The following is a 17,878-nucleotide window of genomic DNA, read 5'->3' on the forward strand; positions in this document are numbered from 1 at the left end:
TAAGCCAAAGCTAACTTTGGACACGTTCTAAGTTCTGACAACGCACAACCTACGCCTCCGCATTCCCGGCCGCCAGCAAGGAAAGGCTGGGCTAACCTGCGACTTTGCCGATCGACCGGGTGACATGGAGCCCTGCGAGGCTGGGGTCAACCGCCGATGGTGGGACACATGGCGCATGCCATCGATCCGCGAACGGGCACGCGGCGCACTGCTCGGTCTGGCCGTGGGGGACGCCCTCGGGGCGCCTGCGGAGAACCTGAAGCCGTCCGAGATCCGCGCCCGCTGGGGCCGGATCACCGGGTACGTCACGGACGTGCCGGCCGGCACGGACGACACGGAGTACGCGATCTTCTCCGGCCTGCTGCTGGCCCGCCACGGCTCGGCCCTCACTCCCGCCCATGTCGAGGCGGCCTGGCACGAGTGGATCGCCGACCGCGCCGAGGGCCCCTTCCGGGGGGCGGGCTTCAGCGAGCGCGGCACCCTGGAGAACCTCCGCCGCGGCCTCGCCGCCCCCATCTCCGCCCAGCACCGGCACGCCTGGAGCGACGGTCTCGCCATGCGCGCGGCCCCCTTCGGCGTCTTCGCCGCGGGCCGCCCCGCCGAGGCGGCCCGGCTGGCGGCGATCGACGGCTCGGTGAGCCACGAGGGCGAGGGCATCTACGGCGGCCAGGCGGTGGCGGCGGGCGTGGCGGCGGCGATGGCCGGGGCGGCGCCCATCGCGGTGGTGGCCTCCGCCCTCGCCGTCGTCCCGGACGACTCCTGGACGGCCCGCTCCCTGCGCCGGGCGGTGACGGCCGCCCACCGCGGCGAACGCGCGGTCCGCTCGGCGGTGGTGATCGGCGGCTACCCGTGGACGGACCTGGCCCCGGAAGCCGTCGCCCTGGCCTTCGGCGCCTACGCGGCGGCCGACGGCGACTTCCGCGACGCGGTCCTCACGGCGGTCAACATGGGCCGCGACGCCGACACGACGGCGGCGGTGGCGGGCGCCCTGGCGGGAGCGACCCAGGGCGTCGCCGCGATCCCGGCCGACTGGGCATCGGCAATCACCCCGGCGCGGGGCAGCTGCCTGCCGGCGATGGCGGGCCGCCATGTCCTGGAGGTCGCCGACCTGCTGACGGGTCCCGAGCAGCCCTCGCCCCGTCCCCCGGACCCGGCGTCCTACACCCTGGCCCCCGACACGGAGGCGGGGGCACCCCGGTGAGGCCGCCCGGCCCGCTGGACGAAGGACCGCAGGCCACCGACCTCACGGTCACGGCTGCCGCCCCCGTGCGTACCGACAGCACGGCTGTACCGACGCCCACGGCGAAGCCGACCGCCCCCGCGGCCGCCGACGGCGGGGACGCCCCACAGGGGCCACCGGCACCCGCCGACGATAGGTGTACGGATGGTGCGGGTGGGAGCGAACCCGCCGAAGGCGAAGCCGAGGCGGTGGTCGGTGGCAAGCCCCCGCACGGACCCGCCGAGGCCGGTAGAACCCTCGGCCTCCTGCTGGGGCTGGCCGCAGGCGACGCCGCCGGCTGGCCCTCCGCCCGCCACAGAGCCACCCGCATGCCCGACTGGACCCGCCGCCTCACCCGCGAACTCGACAACTTCGCCGAGCACAACGCCACGACCACCCTCCCCGTCCCCATCGCCCTCAACCAACCCCCCGAGCCCCTCCTCCTGGGCCCCTCCGACGACGCCGAGTGGGCCGCCTTCGCCGCCGAGGCCCTCCTCCGCGCCGGTGACGACACCGCCCTCGGCGACCTCAGCCGCGAACGCCGCACCAGAGCCGCCATCGACCTCACCTGGAACGCCCTGGCGAGCGAGGTCGCCGCCGCGGCCCAACGCGCCCCGGAAGTGGAGTCCGCCGTCCTCCCCCTCCGCGCCCGCATCTCCGTCCGCGCCGGCCTCGGCAACCTCGCCGCCGGCCTCCGCCCACCCGCCACCGGCCACGACAACCCCCATTACTTCGACGACGCGGCCTGCGTCCGGGCCTGCGTCCTGGCCGTGGCCCACCCCGGCGACCCCCGACTCGCCGCGGAACTCGCCGAGTTCGACGCCCGCTACACCCAGGACGGCGACGGCGTGCACGGAGCCCGCGCGATGGCGGCGGCGGTGTCCCTGGCGCTGACCGGCGCCGACGTCCACACCTGCGTGACAGCGGCCCTCGCCGAACTCCCCGAGACCACCGAGATCGGCCGCAACGCCCGCCACGCGCTCGACCTGGCCCACCGGGCCGAGTCCGCCTTCGCCCTGGTCCCCCTCCTGGAACACCAGATCGTCGACCACGTCTACAGCTACGGCATCGCGGCCGCCGAAACCGTCCCGGTGGCACTGGCCCTGACGACCGCCGCAAGGGGCCGTATCGCCGAAGCGGTACCGGCGGCGGCCTGTCTCTCCCGAGTGGCCGACTCCGCCCCCGCCCTCGCCGGCGCCCTGACCGGAGCACTGGGCGGCGGCGGCACGATCCCGGCCTCCTGGCGGAACGCCTGCCGCACCCTCTCCGGCTGCGCCCTCCCCCGCCTCACCGCCACCGACCTGGTGGAACTCGCCGAACTCCTGGAAGCCACGCAACCGGCCCCACCGGGAGGATGATTCGGGCATGACGCCCAAACAGCAGGAAAAAACCAACCCTGCAGAACAAGAAGCAGCCGGCCTCGAGGACCGCATCACCGGAGCCCTCGTGGGCGCGGCGGTCGGCGACGCGTTGGGCGGCCCGGTCGAGGGCTACTCCCCCGCCCAGATCCTCGAACGTCACGGCGGCCGGGTCCACGGCATCGTCGGACCCTGGAACGGCGACGCCTGGCGCACGGCCCGCCCCCTCGCCCCGTACCACAAGGGCGACGGTCACGTCACCGACGACACCTTGATGACGCACGCGCTGGTACGGGTCTACGCGACCGTCCGCGACCACCTCGACGCGTACGCGATCGCCGACCACCTGGTCCCCGACCTGATGACGAACCCACGCTGGATCCCGGAGCTGGAGGCGGAGGCCCTTCCCCTCCACCGTGTCTTCCTCGCCGAGAAATGGCTGGTGACCCGCCTCCACTACGCCCACGCCGACCCCCGCGAGGCCGGCGTCGGGAACATCGTCAACTGCGGGGCCGCGATGTACATGGCCCCGGTCGGCCTGGTCAACGCGGCGGACCCCGCGGCCGCCTACGCCGAGGCCCTGGACGTCGCGGGCGCCCATCAGTCGTCGTACGGCCGGGAGGCGGCGGCCGTCTTCGCGGCGGCGGTCGCGGCGGCCTGCGTCCCCGGCGCCACCCCGGACACGATCGTCGAGACCGTCCTGTCCCTGGCCAAGGACGGCACCCGCGAGGCGATCGAGCGGGTCTGCGACGTGGCGTCCCGGCACACGGACTTCGAGTCGGCCCTGCTCCCGCTGCGCGAGGCGGTGGCGCCGTACGACACGGTGGGCCCCGACTACCGCGCCCCCTCCCTCGGCGCCCGTCGCCCCTCCCGTCTGCATTCCATCGAGGAACTCCCCATCGCGCTCGGCATGGTGCTGGTGGCGGGCGGCGACTACCGCCACGCGGTCCTGGGCGCGGTGAACTACGGCCGGGACTGCGACTCGATCGCCACCATGGCGGGCGCCCTGACCGGCGCGCTCGGCTCCCCGGTCCCCGACGACTGGGCCAAGACGGTCTCGGAGGCGAGCCGTCTGGACCTGTGGGAACCAGCCCGCGTCCTCACCGAGGTGACGTACGAGATCTTCGAGCGGGACGTACGGCGCCGGCGGGCGCACGAGGCCGCGTTCACGAGACTCGGAAGCCTCGGATGCTCCGACTGACCTGGGTGCAGCCGGAGGACCTGATCGGCCACGAGCTGCGTCAGGCGGCTCTGGACGGTCGTGAGGCGTCGGTGATCGCGGCGCGCTGGAGGGCGGCGGGTGGTGCGGAAGCCCCGGCACGAGCGGGTGCCTCGACGCAACGGGCGTCGCGCTACCTGCGGCAGCTGGCGGAGGACCTGCTGGACGAACTGGCGGACCTGCCCGGCACATTGACCGAGGCCGAGCCGACGGACCTCACGAGGATCAAGGCCTGCTGCCCCGACTGGCCCCGGCCCTCCCGTGGGGCCACGAGCCGACTCCGTCTGGAAGCCGCCTGGCTGGGCCGGGCCGCGGGCTGCCTCCTGGGCAAACCCGTCGAGAAGCTCCCCCTCACCGGCATCCGCCAACTGGCCCGGGCCACCGGCAACTGGCCGTTGAACACCTACTTCACCGCCCGCGGAGTCCCGGAAGAACTCCTCTCGCAGCACCCCTGGAACCGCCGCTCGGCCCCCACCTCCCTCGCCGAGAACATCGACGGCATGCCCGAGGACGACGACCTCAACTACCCGCTCCTCAACCTGCTTCTGCTCCAACGCCACGGCCGCCGCTTCACCACCGCCGACGTGGCGGGGCTCTGGCTGGACGAACTCCCCGCCGGGCGTACCTTCACCGCCGAACGCGTCGCCTACCGCAACCTCCTCACCGGCGTCGAACCCCCGCACACCGCCCGCCACCGCAACCCCTTCCGCGAGTGGATCGGCGCCCTCATCCGCGCGGACGTCCACGGCTGGACCAACCCCGGCGACCCGGCCGCCGCCGCGGAACAGGCCCACGCTGACGCCACCCTCACCCACACCGGCAACGGCGTCTACGCGGCGATGTTCACCGCGGCCGTCATCGCCGAGGCCGCGACCGGCGAACACGACATCCACGCCTGCCTCCGTACGGGCCTCACGGTGATCCCACCCCGCTCCCGCCTGTCCGAGGCGATCCACCACGCCGTCCGACTCGCCACGGAGCACTCCGACTTCGACGTGGTCGTGGACGAACTCCACGCCACCTACGCCGACACCCACCACTGGGTCCACGCCATCCCCAACACGGCTCTGACCGCCGCCGCCCTCACCCACGCCGACGGCGACTTCACCGGCTCCATCTCCCGTGCCGTGTCCGGCGGTTGGGACACCGACTCCAACGGCGCCACCGCCGGTGGCATCGCCGCACTGCTCACCGGCAGCCCCGCCGCCCTCCCCGACCGCTGGACGTCCCCGCTGAAGAACCGGCTGTCCACGTCCGTCGGCGACTTCAACGGCGTCGGCTTCGACACCCTGGCCCACCTCACCCACCGGGAGGCATCCCGCCCATGACCCACATCGTCGTGCTGGGCAGCACGAACATGGACCTCGTCACCTATGTCGACAAGGCCCCGCAGCGCGGAGAGACCGTGACGGGACGGGAGTTCCGTACGATCCCCGGCGGCAAGGGCGCCAACCAGGCGATCGCCGCGGCCCGCGCGGGCGCCACCGTGTCGATGATCGGCGCCGTCGGCACCGACGCCTACGGCGCCCGTCTCCGCTCCACCCTGGAACACTCGGGCGTCGAGACGGACCTGCTCCGTACCATCGACGGCCCCTCCGGCACCGCCCACATCGTCGTGGACGACGAGGGCGGCAACGCGATCGTCGTGATCCCCGGCGCCAACGGCACCGTCGACCACCTCGTCCCCGGCGACGAGGGCCTCATCGCCTCCGCCGACACCCTGCTGCTGCAGCTGGAGATCCCGATGCCCGCGGTCGTCGCGGGAGCGCGGACCGCCCGCGCCCACGGCGTCCGTACGATCCTCACCCCCGCCCCGGCGCAACCCCTGCCGCCCGAACTCCTGGCCGCCACCGACCTGTTGGTCGCCAACGAGTACGAGGCGGTCACCCTCACCGACGAGACGGACACGGTCGACGCGGCCACCGCCCTGCTGGAGAAGGTCCCGGCCGTGGTGGTCACGCTCGGCGCGGCGGGCAGCCTGTACCTGGCACGGGACGCCGAGCCCCTCGCCGTCGGGGCCCCGCAGGTCACCGCCGTGGACTCCACCGGCGCGGGCGACACCTTCGTCGGCGCCCTCGCGGTCGCCCTCGGCGAGGAGCGGCCCATCCGCGAGGCCCTGACCTGGGCCGCCGCGGCCGCCGCGCTCTCGGTGCAGCGTCCCGGCGCCTCCGCGTCGATGCCGTACCGCTCCGAGATCGAGGCGCGGTACTCCTCATGACCACTCCCGGCACCCCTCCCCCGCTCACCGGCCTGCGCGTCCTCGACCTCGCCACGCTCTTCGCGGGCCCCCTCGCCGCCACCCTGCTCGGCGACTTCGGCGCGGACGTCGTCAAGGTCGAGCACCCCACCAAGCCGGATCCCTCGCGCGGCCACGGTCCCTCGAAGGACGGCGTCGGTCTGTGGTGGAAGATCCTCGGCCGCAACAAGCGCACGATCGCCCTCGACCTCTCCAAGCCCGGCGGCCGCGCCACGCTGCTTCAACTGGCCGCCACCGCCGACGTGTTGATCGAGAACTTCCGTCCGGGCACCCTGGAGAAGTGGGACCTCGGCTGGCCGGAGCTGTCCGCCGCCAACCCCCGGCTGGTCCTCACCCGCGTCACCGCCTTCGGCCAGTTCGGCCCCTACGCCCACCGCCCCGGCTTCGGCACCCTCGCCGAGGCGATGAGCGGATTCGCCGCGATCACCGGTGAACCGGACGCCCCTCCGACGCTCCCGCCCTTCGGCCTCGCCGACTCCATCGCGGGCCTCGCGACGGCGTACGGCGTGCTGACCGCGCTCGCCGCGCGCGAGCGCACCGGCGAGGGCCAGGTCGTCGACATGGCGATCATCGAACCGATCCTCACCGTCCTCGGCCCCCAGCCCACCTGGTACGACCAGCTCGGATACGTCCAGGCCCGCACCGGCAACCGCTCCGCCAACAACGCCCCGCGCAACACCTACCGCACCGCCGACGGCACCTGGGTCGCCGTCTCCACCTCGGCGCAGTCGATCGCGGAACGCGTGATGCACCTGGTGGGCCGCCCGGAGCTGATCGACGAGCCCTGGTTCGCCACGGGCGCCGAACGCGCCGCGCACGCGGACGTCCTCGACGCGGCGGTCGGCGACTGGATCGCCGGCCGCACCCGCACGGAGGTCCTCGCCGCCTTCGAGAAGGCGGAGGCGGCCATCGCACCCGTGCAGGACGTACGGGACGTGCTCACCGACCCGCAGTACCAGGCCCTCGACACGATCACGACCCTCGACGACCCCGAACTCGGCCCGCTCCGTATGCAGAACGTGCTCTTCCGGCTCTCCTCGACACCGGGCGCCATCCGCTGGGCCGGCCGCCCGCACGGCGCGGACACGGAACAGGTCCTGACCGAACTGGGCCTGAGCCGGGCCGAGTTGGCGGCTCTGCGGGAGGAGGGTGCCGTATGACCGAGAGGACCACCCCGCTCACCTGGCTGTACGCCCCCGGCGACCGCCCGCACGTGGTCGCCAAGGCCCTCGTCGCCGGCGCCGACGTCGTGGTCGTCGACCTGGAGGACGCGGTCGCCCCGGACCGCAAGGACCACGCCCGCGCCGCCACGGCGGAACTCCTCACCGGCCCCCAGCCGGTCCCGGTCCATGTCCGCGTCAACGCCCTGGACGGCCCGCTCGCGGCCAGGGACCTCGAAGCGATCGCCACGCTGCCGGGCCTGGCGGGCCTGCGCCTGCCGAAGGTGACGTCACCGTCCCAGATCATCCGCACCGCCCACCGCATGTCCTCGCTGACTGCCGGCGACTCCCCCGCCCTGTACGCCCTGCTGGAAACCGCCCTGGCCGTGGAACACGCCCACGCCATCGCCTCCGCGCACCCGTCGCTGCGCGGCATCTCGCTGGGCGAGGCGGACCTCCGGGCCGACCTGGGCGTACGTGAGGACGCGGGCCTCGACTGGTCCCGCTCCCGGATCGTCGTGGCCGCCCGGGCGGCGGGCCTGCCCCCGCCACCGCAGTCGGTGCACCCGGACATCCGGGACCTGGAGGCCCTGGCGGCCTCCTGCACCCACGGCCGCGCCCTGGGCTTCCTCGGCCGAGCCGCCATCCACCCCCGCCAGCTCCCCATCATCGAACGGGCCTACCTCCCCACGACCCACGAGATCGAGGAGGCGGAAACCATCGTGAAGGCGGCGACCAGGGACCAGGGCGCCCAGGCCCTCCCGGACGGCCGCTTCATCGACGCGGCGGTAGTGGCAACAGCCCAACGAACCCTGTCCCTGGCGAACCGTTGCCGATGATCCCGAGTTTTTTCTCAGCCGCGACGGCGAGAACGCCGACGGCGGGTCTCGGAGGTGCCCAACCCGCCGAAACCCGCCGTTCAGTCGATCGTCAGAGCTTCTTGGCCGACTCGGTCGGCTCGGCCTCGTCCTTCGCCTCGGCGTCGGCGTCCGCCTTGGCCTCGGAGGTCTCCACGTCGGCTTCCTTGACGTCGGCTTCCTTCGCGTCGGCGTCCTCGGCCCCGGTCTCCCCGTCGGCGACTTCGTCCGCCGCCCCCGGCTCGACCACCTCTTCCCGCCCGGGCCGCTTCTTCGAGGACACCACGATGTACGTCACCGCGAGCAGGAACACGATCCCCGCGGTCCAGTCGTTCAGCCGCAGCCCGAGGATGTGGTGCGCGTCGTCGACCCGCATGTACTCGATCCACGCCCGCCCCACGCAGTACGCGGCGACGTACAGCGCGAACGCCCGCCCGTGCCCCAGCTTGAAGCGCCGGTCGGCCCAGATGACCAGGAAGGCGACGCCGATGCACCACAGGGACTCGTACAGGAACGTCGGGTGGTAGTACCCCGGCACCCGGCCGTCCGCCGAGGACGTGATGTGCAGCGCCCAGGGAACGTTGGTCTCCTTGCCGTACAGCTCCTGGTTGAACCAGTTGCCCCATCGCCCGATCGCCTGTGCGAAGGCGATACCGGGCGCCACGGCGTCGGCGTACGCGGGCATCGGGATGCCCCGGCGCCGGCAGCCGATCCAGGCACCGAGCGCACCGAGCGCGATCGCGCCCCAGATGCCGAGGCCGCCCTCCCACACCTTGAAGGCGTTCACCCAGTCACGGCCCTGGCTGAAGTACAGCTCGTAGTCCGTGATCACGTGGTAGAGCCGGCCACCGACGAGGCCGAACGGCACCGCCCAGACAGCGATGTCGGCCACTGTCCCGGCCCGCCCGCCGCGGGCGATCCAGCGCTTGTTGCCGAGCCAGACCGCGATGAAGACGCCGATGATGATGCAGAACGCGTAGCCGCGCAGCGGAATGGGGCCGAGATACAGCACCCCGCGCGACGGGCTCGGAATGTAGGCAAGTTCTTCCATGGCAGGGTCGACGCTACCGTGCCGGACCGGGACCACGGCAGGCGGCCCGGCTACGGGTCCATAACGGGCGGGTGTGAATGCGCCCCGTGCGCCTTACCGCTTGGCGGCCTCCTGTACCAGTTGTTTGAGTTTGGCCGGGGTCATCGTCTGGTCCTGGTAGATGTTCTTGCCGTTGAGGAGCACGGTCGGCGTGCCGGAGAAACCGCCGGCCCGGAACGCGGCGGCCGACTTGTCGACCCAGCTGTCGTGCGTGCCGCCGTTGACGCACGTGCGGAAGGCCGGGGTGTCCAGGCCGTGCACCTTGCCCGCGAGCGCGATCAGCTTGCCGTTGTCCGCGAAGGCGTCGTCGGTCTCCTTCGGCTGGTTCTGGTACAGCACGTCGTGGTAGTCGCGGAACTTCCCGGCGTCCTGGGCGCAGGCCGCCGCGTTGGCCGCGCGCAGCGAGCCAGTGCCGCCGAGGTTGCCGTCGATCAGTCTGACCAGGTGGTACTCGACCCGGAGCTGTCCGGCATCGGCCAGCTCGTGGAGGGTCGGGCGATAGGTCATCTCGAAGGCCTGGCAGGCCGGGCAGCGGAAGTCCTCCCAGACGGTGAGCGTCGACCTGGCGCCGTCCTTGCCGACCGGGATCGCGAGACTGTCCTTGCCCTGCGCCCCGGACGGCGCGGCGACGGGGCCCGAGCTCTTGCTGCCCTTGTCCTTGCCGGCGTTCGCGGCGACCACGCCGATCACCGCGGCGAGCCCCAGCACGCAGACGACACTCGCGCCGACGATCAGCGCCCGCCGTCGCTTCTCGGCGGCCTTCTGCTTCTCGCGCTCGACCGCCAGCCGCTCACGGGCGGTGCGCTTTCCCTCACGGTTCTTCTCGCTCACACCCCCAGAACGAACCGGGGAGGCGCGTCGCGCCTCCCCGGTCCCAGGTCCACCCGTTCGAGTGACCGATTGTTCCGTAGTGTGCCGTTACGTGTGCCGTTACGCCTGTCCGCGTACGCCCTTCGCCAGGTCCCCGGCGAGCGCGCGGACCGCCTCGACGCCGGCCGCGTCGTCCGGCGCGTCCAGCATCCGCTTCACGAACGCCGAACCGACGATCACGCCGTCGGCGAAGCCGGCCACCTCGGCGGCCTGCGCGGCGTCGGAGACGCCCAGGCCGACGCAGACGGGCAGGTCGGTGCCGGTCGCCCGGGTCCGCTCGACCAGGTTCTGGGCCTGCGCGCCCACCGACTCACGGGTGCCGGTGACGCCCATGAGCGAGGCGGCGTACACGAAGCCGCTGCCCGCCGCGGTGATCTGCGCGAGCCGCGCGTCCTTGCTGCTGGGCGCGACGACGAAGACCGTGGCGAGCCCGTGCTTCTCGGCGTGCTCCCGCCACAGTGCCGCCTCCTGGACGGGCAGGTCGGGCAGGATGCACCCGGCGCCCCCGGCCTCCGCCAGCTCGGCGGTGAAGCGCTCGACGCCGTAGCGGTCGATGGGGTTCCAGTACGTCATGACGAGGATCGGCTTGCCGGTGGCCTCGTGGGCCTCCTTGACCGTGCGCATGACGTGCGCGATCTTGACGCCGCCGCGCAGGGCGATGTCGTCGGCCGTCTGGATGACGGGACCGTCGAGGACGGGGTCGCTGTGCGGCAGCCCCACCTCCATGACGTCCGCCCCGCCCTCCAGGGCGGCCTTGATCGCCTCGATGCCGCCGTCCACGGTCGGGAACCCGGCCGGGAGGTAGGCGATGAGCGCGGCCCGGCCCTCGGCCTTGGCGGCGGCGAGGGTGTCCGACAGCAGCTGAATGTTCCCGCTCACTTGGCGTCCCCCTCGATCTCGGCGGTGTCGGCGGCGTCGGCCGCGACCTCGGCGTCGGTGTCGTACAGGCCGAAGTAGCGCGCGGCGGTGTCCATGTCCTTGTCGCCGCGACCGGACAGGTTGACGACGATCAGGCCGTCCGGTCCCAGCTCCCTGCCGACCTCCAGGGCGCCCGCGAGGGCGTGCGCGCTCTCGATCGCCGGGATGATGCCCTCGGTGCGCGAGAGCAGGCGCAGGGCCTGCATCGCGGCGTCGTCGGTGACCGCGCGGTACTCGCCGCGACCGCTGTCCTTGAGGTAGGAGTGCTCCGGGCCGATGCCCGGGTAGTCCAGGCCGGCCGAGATCGAGTACGGCTCGGTGATCTGGCCCTCCTCGTCCTGCAGGACGTAGGACCGGGAGCCGTGCAGGATGCCGGGCTCGCCGGCGGTGAGGGTGGCCGCGTGCTCGCCGGTCTCCACGCCGTGACCGGCCGGCTCGCAGCCGATCAGGCGGACGCCCTCGTCGGGGATGAAGGCGTGGAAGAGGCCGATGGCGTTGGAGCCGCCGCCGACGCAGGCGATCGCCGCGTCCGGGAGGCGGCCGGCGCGCTCCAGGAGCTGGCGGCGGGCCTCCACGCCGATGACGCGGTGGAAGTCGCGGACCATGGCCGGGAAGGGGTGCGGGCCCGCGACCGTACCGAAGAGGTAGTGGGTGTGGTCGACGTTGGCGACCCAGTCGCGGAAGGCCTCGTTGATGGCGTCCTTCAGGGTGCGACTGCCGGACTTCACCGCGACGACCTCGGCGCCGAGCATGCGCATGCGGGCCACGTTGAGGGCCTGGCGCCGGGTGTCGATCTCGCCCATGTAGATCGTGCACTCGAGGCCGAACAGGGCGCAGGCGGTGGCGGTGGCGACGCCGTGCTGGCCGGCGCCGGTCTCCGCGATGACGCGGGTCTTGCCCATGCGCTTGGTGAGCAGGGCCTGACCGAGGACGTTGTTGATCTTGTGGGAGCCGGTGTGGTTGAGGTCCTCGCGCTTGAGGAAGACGCGGGCGCCTCCGGCGTGTTCGGCGAAACGGGGGACCTCGGTGAGCGCCGAGGGGCGCCCGGTGTAGTTGAGCAGCAGGTCGTCGAGTTCGCGGGCGAACTCGGGGTCGTGCTTGGCCTTGTCGTACTCGACGGCCACCTCGTCGACGGCGGCGACGAGGGCCTCCGGGATGAACTTGCCGCCGAAGGCGCCGAAGTAGCCTTCGGGGCTCGGTACGTGACCCTCGGGGTCGGGGATGAAGAACTCGCTGGGCATGACTGAACCTCACGGTGAGTTTGGAAACAGACCTGTTCGCCGTGGGGGCGGAGCTTGTCGTACGACCTCAGGCCGTATTGGGCCGGTCGCGCTCGCGCGGCGGTAGCCGCACATCAGATACAGCCCCGCGCCCCTGAAGGGCGCGCTGCCATCGACGGCCGTTGACCTGCCCGGGTTCGTCTCCGATGACGTAACGCACCCTGCGGCCGTGGACCCGGCGGGCGGGCGCACGGCAGCCCCGGGGGCGGCAGCCGCGCGCCAGGCGGGCGTACCGGTCCAGGGTCGTCGCGGTGAGAGTCATCGGGGTCAGCCTACCGAAAGATCAACTGCGTCCGTGCCGAAGAGCGGGGTGCTCTCCTGCCGCCACCAGGTCCGAGACCGCCGTCTTCGGGTCCTTCCCCGTCACCAGGGACTCCCCGACCAGGACCGCGTCGGCGCCGGCGTTGGCGTAGGCGATCAGGTCGTGGGGGCCGCGGACGCCGGACTCGGCGATCTTGACGAGGTGGTCGGGGATCTCGGGGGCCACGCGCTCGAAGGTGGAGCGGTCGACCTCGAGGGTCTTGAGGTTGCGCGCGTTGACGCCGATGATCTTGGCGCCGGCGTCCACCGCCCGCTCGACCTCGTCCTCGTCGTGCACCTCGACGAGCGGGGTGAGGCCGATGGAGACGGCGCGCTCGATGAGGGACTCCAGGGCGGGCTGTTCCAGCGCGGCGACGATCAGGAGCACGAGGTCGGCGCCGTACGCGCGGGCCTCCCACAGCTGGTACGACGTGACGATGAAGTCCTTGCGCAGGACGGGGATGTCCACGCGCGCGCGGACGGCCTCCAGGTCGGCCAGCGAGCCGCCGAAGCGGCGCTGCTCGGTGAGGACGGAGATGACGGCGGCGCCGCCCGCCTCGTAGTCCGCGGCGAGTCCGGCGGGGTCGGCGATCGCGGCCAGCGCGCCCTTGGAGGGGCTGGAGCGCTTGACCTCGCAGATGACCTTGACGCCGTCGCCCTTGAGCGCGGCGACCCCGTCCTTGGCAGTCGGAGCCTTCGCCGCACGCTCCTTGAGCTCGTCGAGGCTGACGCGCGCCTGCCGCTCCGCGAGGTCGGCACGGACTCCGTCGATGATCTCGTCGAGCACACTCACGCGAGCGGCCCCCTTCCAGACGGTGGACTGTCGAAGCTTTTTGACCGTCGGGAGAAAACCGATGGTCACTGCGATGGTATCCGGAGGAGGGCGCAGCCCTCGCATCCGGTTGACGCCGGTTCCAGTACCTGGACGTTCCCCGGTTGATCAAGGATGCAGCCAGCCACCGAACGGCAGGTTCCGGACAACCGTGAAGACCAGCAGCAACGCCCCCAGCGCCCACAGGTGCGCCGTACCGAGCCCGAGCCGCGTCGGCCGGCCGCGTGCCGCGCGCAGCACCCATACGGTCCACAGCACGGCGAAGAGCGGGTAGCCGACGGTGGCCAGGGCGTTGTCGTGGAGCGCCCCGAGGAAGTCGCCGTGGACGAAGGCGTGCGCGCTGCGCAGGCCACCGCAGCCGGGGCAGTACAGGCCGGTGACGGCGTACAGGGGGCAGACGGGGTAGTGGCCGGGCTGGTTGGGGTCCACCGTCCCCACGTAGGCGAAGGCCCCGGCGACGGCGGCCATGATGCCCGCGGGCACGGCGAGCCGCGCCGCCCTGGTGGGTTCGGCGCGGGCGGGCGTGACGGGCCGGCTCTCGACGTTCACGTCAGGCATTCTCCCCCTGAACGGCCGCCCCGCGCGCGTGAGGGGCGATCCGGCTTTCCGGATCGCCCCTCACGCGCGCGTGCGGTGGCCGTGCGCGTTCAGCTCTTGGCGTGCGCCGCCTGGCTCTTCGACAGCTCCGTCTGGAAGCTGTCGTGCGCGTCCTTCGGCTGGCCCATGCCCATCGCGCTCATCACCCAGCCGACGATGCCGCCGATGACCACGATCGCCATGCCGGCCCAGAAGCCCACGGGCTGAGCCATGACCATGAAGGCGCCCGCGACGCAGAAACCGATGAAGGCGATGATGACACCGGTCCAGGCGGCCGGGGTGTGACCGTGGCTGCTGCCCGCCATGACTTGCTCCTCGTTGCTGATTACGTGTCTGAGCCGGACGCTCACCCGACATTGTTCCGCACGCGCGCGCGTGCGCTGCTCGGGGGTGGCCCTTCGCGCGTCGGTGCCGTCGCCTACGCGCTCGTCGGGTCCTCCCCGCGGTCGAGGGCCTTCCACAGGTCCTCGGGACGGTCGGGATCGATCCCGGCGGGCCTGCGCCGGGGCCTGGCCGCGCCGTCCCGCTCGTAGCGGCCGGACATCGCCGGCCAGTGGCGCCCGTAGCGCAGGGCGAGCAGTCCGGCCAGCAGGATGAGCGCGCCGCCCACCGCGGCCACGTACGGCCATGCCGTGTGGCTCAGTGCGTGCACCGTGGCCGAGGTGTCGCCGGCCGCCTGGGCGGCCTTGTCGTCGAGGGCCGAGCTGTCGGACGCGCCGAGCAGGGCCGCGGCGACCGTGCCGGCGCCGGAGAGCGCGAGCAGGGCGGCGACCAGCAGGCGGCCGGCCCGGCGGACGGCGAACACGGCGACCAGCGCGGCCAGTCCCACTATGGCCAGCGCGGCGGGGACGCCGGTGACGTCACTGCCCTTGGCGGTCAGGGAGAAGGCGCCGCCGGCCACCGTCGTGGTGCCCTCCGACCAGCGCTGCCGGGTCGACAGCAGCGCCACGGCCGCGCCGAGCGCACCGGCCAGCAGCGCCACGGCGAGGGAGAGGCGGCCGGCCCGGACGGGTCCTGCGGCTTCGGAACGGGGATGAGGTACGGCAGTCACGTACTCCACTATCGCCCGAACCCCGGGTGAACCGTCACCCGGGGTTCACGTGAGACCCGTCCTACTGCCCGAGCCGGTTGGCCGTGTGGACCGCGCGCAGCACCGCCGCCGCCTTGTTGCGGCACTCCTGATCCTCGGCCACGGGGTCGGAGTCGGCGACGATGCCGGCGCCCGCCTGGACGTACGCCGTGCCGTCCCGGAGCAGGGCGGTGCGGATGGCGATGGCCGTGTCGGAGTCGCCCGCGAAGTCGAGATAGCCGACGCAGCCGCCGTACAACCCGCGCCGGGACGGCTCGAGTTCGTCGATGATCTGCATCGCGCGGGGCTTGGGGGCGCCGGAGAGGGTGCCGGCCGGGAAACAGGCCGTCAGGACGTCGAAGGCGGTGCGGCCCGCGGCGACCCGGCCGGTGACCGTCGAGACGATGTGCATGACGTGCGAGTACCGCTCGATCGACATGAAGTCGACGACCTCGACGGAGCCCGGCTCGCAGACCCGTCCGAGGTCGTTGCGGCCGAGGTCGACCAGCATCAGGTGCTCGGCGCGCTCCTTCGGGTCCGCGAGCAGTTCGTCGGCGAGCGCCTGGTCCTCCTGCGGGGTCGAACCGCGGTGCCGGGTGCCGGCGATGGGGTGGACCATGGCCCGTCCGGCCTCGACCTTCACCAGGGCCTCGGGGGACGAACCGACGACGTCGAAGCCGTCGAAGCGGAACAGGTACATGTACGGGGAGGGGTTGGTGGCCCTGAGCACCCGGTACACGTCCAACGCGCTCGCCGTGCACGGTGTTTCGAAGCGCTGGGAGGGGACGACCTGGAAGGCCTCACCGGCGCGGATGCGTTCCTTTACGTCCTCGACGGCCGCCTGGAAGTCGGGGCCGCCCCACGTCGCGGTGTACTCGGGGAGTTCGGAGGGCGGCAGGACGGCGGGCGGCTGGGCGACCGCGCGGGACAGGTCCGCCTCCATCGCGTCCAGCCGTGCCACGGCGTCCGCGTAGGCCTCGTCGACGCCGGTGTCCAGGTCGTTGTGGTTGATCGCGTTGGCGATCAGCAGGACCGCGCCCTCCCAGTGGTCCATGACGGCCAGGTCGCTGGTGAGCAGCATGGTCAGCTCGGGCAGCCGCAGGTCGTCCCGCTCGCCGGGCCCGATCTTCTCCAGGCGGCGCACGATGTCGTAGCCGAGGTAGCCGACCATGCCGCCGGTGAAGGGCGGCATACCCTCCTGGTGCGGGGTGTGCAGGGCCTCGATGGTGGCGCGCAGGGCGGCGAGGGGGTCGCCGTCCACGGGGACGCCGACGGGCGGGGTGCCGAGCCAGTGGGTTCCGCCGTCGCGGGAGGTCAGGGTGGCGGCGCTGCGGACGCCCACGAAGGAGTAGCGGGACCAGGAGAGGCCGTTCTCCGCGGACTCCAGCAGGAAGGTGCCGGGGCGCTCGGCGGCGAGCTTGCGGTACAGCGCGACGGGGGTGTCGCCGTCGGCGAGGAGCTTGCGCGTGACCGGGATGACACGCCGGTCGGTGGCGAGCTTGCGGAAGGTCTCGAGGTCCATGGCGGCTGACCTTACTGATCCCGTGCGGGTACGGCGGAATCGGCGCCCTCGGTCTCCTTGAGGAGGACGTCCTCGTCGAAGCAGGTGCGGGCGCCGGTGTGGCAGGCGGCGCCGACCTGGTCGACCTTGACCAGCACGGTGTCGGCGTCGCAGTCCAGCGCGACCGACCTGACCCACTGGAAGTGGCCGGAGGTGTCGCCCTTGACCCAGTACTCCTGGCGGCTGCGCGACCAGTAGGTGCAACGGCCGGTGGTGAGCGTGCGGTGCAGCGCCTCGTCGTCCATCCAGCCGAGCATCAGCACCTCACCGGTGTCGTACTGCTGGGCGATCGCCGGGAGGAGCCCGTCGGCGCTGCGCTTGAGCCGCGCGGCGATCTCGGGGGCGAGGCTGCTGGGCCGGGGGGTACCGGTCGTACTGGTCATGGGTGCCATTGTGCCGCGCGCCACTGACAGTGACGGGCCGTGTCCACTGTGCGGACCTGGAGGGTGGTCGTAGGCTGGCTGGCATGTCGACATTCGCCAAGCGTGAACGACTTCTTCTGGCCGACCTGTTGGAGGCCGAGGGCCCCGACGCCCCGACCCTGTGCGAGGGCTGGCTCACCCGTGATCTCGCCGCGCACGTGGTGGTGCGCGAGCGCCGCCCCGACGCCGCCGGTGGCATACTGATCAAGCAGCTCGCGCCGCGCCTCGAGCGGGTGATGGCGGAGTTCACCGCGAAGCCGTACGAGGAGCTGATCCAGCTCATCCGCACGGGCCCGCCCCGCTTCTCGCCGTTCCAGCTCAAGCAGGTGGACGAGCTGTCGAACACGGTCGAGTTCTACGTCCACACGGAGGACGTCCGCCGGGCCCGGCCGGACTGGAGCCCGCGCGAGCTGGACCAGGTCTTCCAGGACACGCTGTGGTCGCGGCTGGAGCGTTCGGCCCGGCTGATGGGCCGCAGTGCCCCGACCGGCCTGGTGCTGCGCCGCCCCGACGGCCAGACGGCGGTCGCCCACCGCGGCACCCCGGTCGTCACGGTCACCGGCGAACCGTCCGAACTGCTGCTGTTCTCCTACGGCCGCCAGAGCGCCGCCAAAGTCGAACTGGACGGCGACAAGGAAGCAATCACCAGGCTCCACGAGGCAAAGCAACTCGGCATCTGACAAGCCAACGGCCGGGTCTGGGGGCACGGCACGCGGCGCATCTGACCAGGCACCGCCGGATCCAGGGGCCACGCGGCGCATCCGACGCGGCCCCGGCCGGATCCGGGGGCGCGGCGCCCCCACGTCACCGCCCCGACCGCATCCACGACATGCGGCCCGCCCACACCACCACCCCAACCCGATCCACGA

19 protein-coding genes are annotated in these 17,878 nt (G+C 72.7%); 8 read left to right on the plus strand and 11 right to left on the minus strand.

Features of this window, described 5'->3' with window-relative positions:
* Nucleotides 1–175: 175 nt before the first annotated feature.
* The 7 genes from MKW14_RS26975 (at nucleotide 176) to MKW14_RS27005 (ending at nucleotide 8,052) form a co-directional block, all read left to right on the plus strand.
* The gene (locus tag MKW14_RS26975) at nucleotides 176–1,201 is read left to right on the plus strand and encodes an ADP-ribosylglycohydrolase family protein (RefSeq protein WP_240866342.1); all 1,026 of its coding nucleotides are present in this window, start codon (nucleotides 176–178) and stop codon (nucleotides 1,199–1,201) included.
* 65 nt (nucleotides 1,202–1,266) lie between these two features.
* The gene (locus tag MKW14_RS26980) at nucleotides 1,267–2,577 is read left to right on the plus strand and encodes an ADP-ribosylglycohydrolase family protein (RefSeq protein WP_240866624.1); all 1,311 of its coding nucleotides are present in this window, start codon (nucleotides 1,267–1,269) and stop codon (nucleotides 2,575–2,577) included.
* 7 nt (nucleotides 2,578–2,584) lie between these two features.
* Entirely contained in the window at nucleotides 2,585–3,778 is a 1,194-nt protein-coding gene (locus MKW14_RS26985) for an ADP-ribosylglycohydrolase family protein (RefSeq protein ID WP_240866345.1), read from the plus strand.
* The gene (locus tag MKW14_RS26990) at nucleotides 3,766–5,124 is read left to right on the plus strand and encodes an ADP-ribosylglycohydrolase family protein (protein ID WP_240866348.1); all 1,359 of its coding nucleotides are present in this window, start codon (nucleotides 3,766–3,768) and stop codon (nucleotides 5,122–5,124) included. Before MKW14_RS26985 ends, MKW14_RS26990 begins: the two co-directional genes overlap by 13 nt.
* Nucleotides 5,121–6,014, plus strand: coding sequence for a ribokinase (rbsK, locus tag MKW14_RS26995; RefSeq protein WP_240866351.1), 894 nt, complete (start codon nucleotides 5,121–5,123; stop codon nucleotides 6,012–6,014). Before MKW14_RS26990 ends, rbsK begins: the two co-directional genes overlap by 4 nt.
* Entirely contained in the window at nucleotides 6,011–7,213 is a 1,203-nt protein-coding gene (locus MKW14_RS27000) for a CaiB/BaiF CoA transferase family protein (protein WP_240866354.1), read from the plus strand. The genes rbsK and MKW14_RS27000 overlap by 4 nt, the downstream gene beginning before the upstream one ends.
* The gene (locus MKW14_RS27005) at nucleotides 7,210–8,052 is read left to right on the plus strand and encodes an HpcH/HpaI aldolase/citrate lyase family protein (RefSeq protein WP_240866356.1); all 843 of its coding nucleotides are present in this window, start codon (nucleotides 7,210–7,212) and stop codon (nucleotides 8,050–8,052) included. The genes MKW14_RS27000 and MKW14_RS27005 overlap by 4 nt, the downstream gene beginning before the upstream one ends.
* Nucleotides 8,053–8,143: 91 nt before the next feature.
* On the opposite strand, the gene lgt is transcribed toward MKW14_RS27005, so the two are convergent.
* The 11 genes from lgt to hisI all read right to left on the minus strand — a co-directional run bounded on the left by lgt (nucleotide 8,144) and on the right by hisI (nucleotide 16,970).
* Nucleotides 8,144–9,121, minus strand: coding sequence for a prolipoprotein diacylglyceryl transferase (gene lgt / locus MKW14_RS27010; RefSeq protein WP_240866359.1), 978 nt, complete (start codon nucleotides 9,119–9,121; stop codon nucleotides 8,144–8,146).
* Nucleotides 9,122–9,214: 93 nt separating this feature from the next.
* The gene (locus tag MKW14_RS27015) at nucleotides 9,215–9,991 is read right to left on the minus strand and encodes a DsbA family protein (RefSeq protein ID WP_240866362.1); all 777 of its coding nucleotides are present in this window, start codon (nucleotides 9,989–9,991) and stop codon (nucleotides 9,215–9,217) included.
* Between the two features lie 99 nt (nucleotides 9,992–10,090).
* Nucleotides 10,091–10,909, minus strand: a complete 819-nt coding sequence (gene trpA, locus MKW14_RS27020) for a tryptophan synthase subunit alpha (protein ID WP_240866365.1) — start codon at nucleotides 10,907–10,909, stop codon at nucleotides 10,091–10,093.
* Nucleotides 10,906–12,189 (minus strand): tryptophan synthase subunit beta, encoded by a 1,284-nt coding sequence (gene trpB / locus MKW14_RS27025; protein WP_240866368.1) that lies wholly within the window; start codon nucleotides 12,187–12,189, stop codon nucleotides 10,906–10,908. Before trpB ends, trpA begins: the two co-directional genes overlap by 4 nt.
* 67 nt (nucleotides 12,190–12,256) lie before the next feature.
* A complete protein-coding gene (gene trpM / locus MKW14_RS27030) occupies nucleotides 12,257–12,490 on the minus strand; it encodes a tryptophan biosynthesis modulator TrpM (RefSeq protein WP_240866371.1) in 234 nt (77 codons plus the stop codon).
* Between the two features lie 21 nt (nucleotides 12,491–12,511).
* Entirely contained in the window at nucleotides 12,512–13,321 is an 810-nt protein-coding gene (gene trpC / locus MKW14_RS27035) for an indole-3-glycerol phosphate synthase TrpC (RefSeq protein WP_240866375.1), read from the minus strand.
* Nucleotides 13,322–13,468: 147 nt separating this feature from the next.
* Nucleotides 13,469–13,918: a DUF2752 domain-containing protein gene (locus tag MKW14_RS27040; RefSeq protein WP_240866378.1), complete on the minus strand. Its 450-nt coding sequence runs from the start codon at nucleotides 13,916–13,918 to the stop codon at nucleotides 13,469–13,471.
* Nucleotides 13,919–14,007: 89 nt separating this feature from the next.
* Nucleotides 14,008–14,262 carry an HGxxPAAW family protein gene (locus tag MKW14_RS27045; RefSeq protein ID WP_240866381.1) on the minus strand — a complete coding sequence of 85 codons (255 nt, stop codon included), beginning with the start codon at nucleotides 14,260–14,262 and terminating at the stop codon, nucleotides 14,008–14,010.
* Nucleotides 14,263–14,375: 113 nt separating this feature from the next.
* Nucleotides 14,376–15,017, minus strand: coding sequence for a TIGR02234 family membrane protein (locus tag MKW14_RS27050; RefSeq protein WP_240866385.1), 642 nt, complete (start codon nucleotides 15,015–15,017; stop codon nucleotides 14,376–14,378).
* A 52-nt stretch (nucleotides 15,018–15,069) separates the two neighbouring features.
* Complete coding sequence (locus tag MKW14_RS27055; RefSeq protein ID WP_240866387.1) at nucleotides 15,070–16,548, minus strand: anthranilate synthase component I; 1,479 nt, start codon at nucleotides 16,546–16,548, stop codon at nucleotides 15,070–15,072.
* A gap of 11 nt (nucleotides 16,549–16,559) precedes the next feature.
* Nucleotides 16,560–16,970 carry a phosphoribosyl-AMP cyclohydrolase gene (gene hisI / locus MKW14_RS27060; protein WP_240866390.1) on the minus strand — a complete coding sequence of 137 codons (411 nt, stop codon included), beginning with the start codon at nucleotides 16,968–16,970 and terminating at the stop codon, nucleotides 16,560–16,562.
* 83 nt (nucleotides 16,971–17,053) lie between these two features.
* Between hisI and MKW14_RS27065 the strand changes: the two genes are divergently transcribed.
* Nucleotides 17,054–17,689, plus strand: a complete 636-nt coding sequence (locus MKW14_RS27065) for a TIGR03085 family metal-binding protein (RefSeq protein WP_240866394.1) — start codon at nucleotides 17,054–17,056, stop codon at nucleotides 17,687–17,689.
* Nucleotides 17,690–17,878: the final 189 nt, after the last annotated feature.

Origin of the sequence: Streptomyces gilvus (assembly GCF_022513565.1) — a bacterium.
Classification (GTDB): domain Bacteria; phylum Actinomycetota; class Actinomycetes; order Streptomycetales; family Streptomycetaceae; genus Streptomyces; species Streptomyces gilvus.

Bases quoted from the DNA above. Each gene is read 5' to 3' on its own strand.
- MKW14_RS27005 (WP_240866356.1), top strand. From the start codon at position 7,210: ATGACCGAGAGGACCACCCCGCTCACCTGGCTGTACGCCCCCGGCGAC.
- MKW14_RS26985 (WP_240866345.1), top strand. From the start codon at position 2,585: ATGACGCCCAAACAGCAGGAAAAAACCAACCCTGCAGAACAAGAAGCA.
- MKW14_RS27000 (WP_240866354.1), top strand. From the start codon at position 6,011: ATGACCACTCCCGGCACCCCTCCCCCGCTCACCGGCCTGCGCGTCCTC.
- trpB (WP_240866368.1), bottom strand. From the start codon at position 12,189: ATGCCCAGCGAGTTCTTCATCCCCGACCCCGAGGGTCACGTACCGAGC.
- MKW14_RS26975 (WP_240866342.1), top strand. From the start codon at position 176: ATGCCATCGATCCGCGAACGGGCACGCGGCGCACTGCTCGGTCTGGCC.
- rbsK (WP_240866351.1), top strand. From the start codon at position 5,121: ATGACCCACATCGTCGTGCTGGGCAGCACGAACATGGACCTCGTCACC.
- MKW14_RS27065 (WP_240866394.1), top strand. From the start codon at position 17,054: ATGTCGACATTCGCCAAGCGTGAACGACTTCTTCTGGCCGACCTGTTG.
- MKW14_RS27055 (WP_240866387.1), bottom strand. From the start codon at position 16,548: ATGGACCTCGAGACCTTCCGCAAGCTCGCCACCGACCGGCGTGTCATC.
- hisI (WP_240866390.1), bottom strand. From the start codon at position 16,970: ATGACCAGTACGACCGGTACCCCCCGGCCCAGCAGCCTCGCCCCCGAG.
- MKW14_RS27040 (WP_240866378.1), bottom strand. From the start codon at position 13,918: ATGCCTGACGTGAACGTCGAGAGCCGGCCCGTCACGCCCGCCCGCGCC.
- lgt (WP_240866359.1), bottom strand. From the start codon at position 9,121: ATGGAAGAACTTGCCTACATTCCGAGCCCGTCGCGCGGGGTGCTGTAT.
- trpM (WP_240866371.1), bottom strand. From the start codon at position 12,490: ATGACTCTCACCGCGACGACCCTGGACCGGTACGCCCGCCTGGCGCGC.
- MKW14_RS27045 (WP_240866381.1), bottom strand. From the start codon at position 14,262: ATGGCGGGCAGCAGCCACGGTCACACCCCGGCCGCCTGGACCGGTGTC.
- MKW14_RS26990 (WP_240866348.1), top strand. From the start codon at position 3,766: ATGCTCCGACTGACCTGGGTGCAGCCGGAGGACCTGATCGGCCACGAG.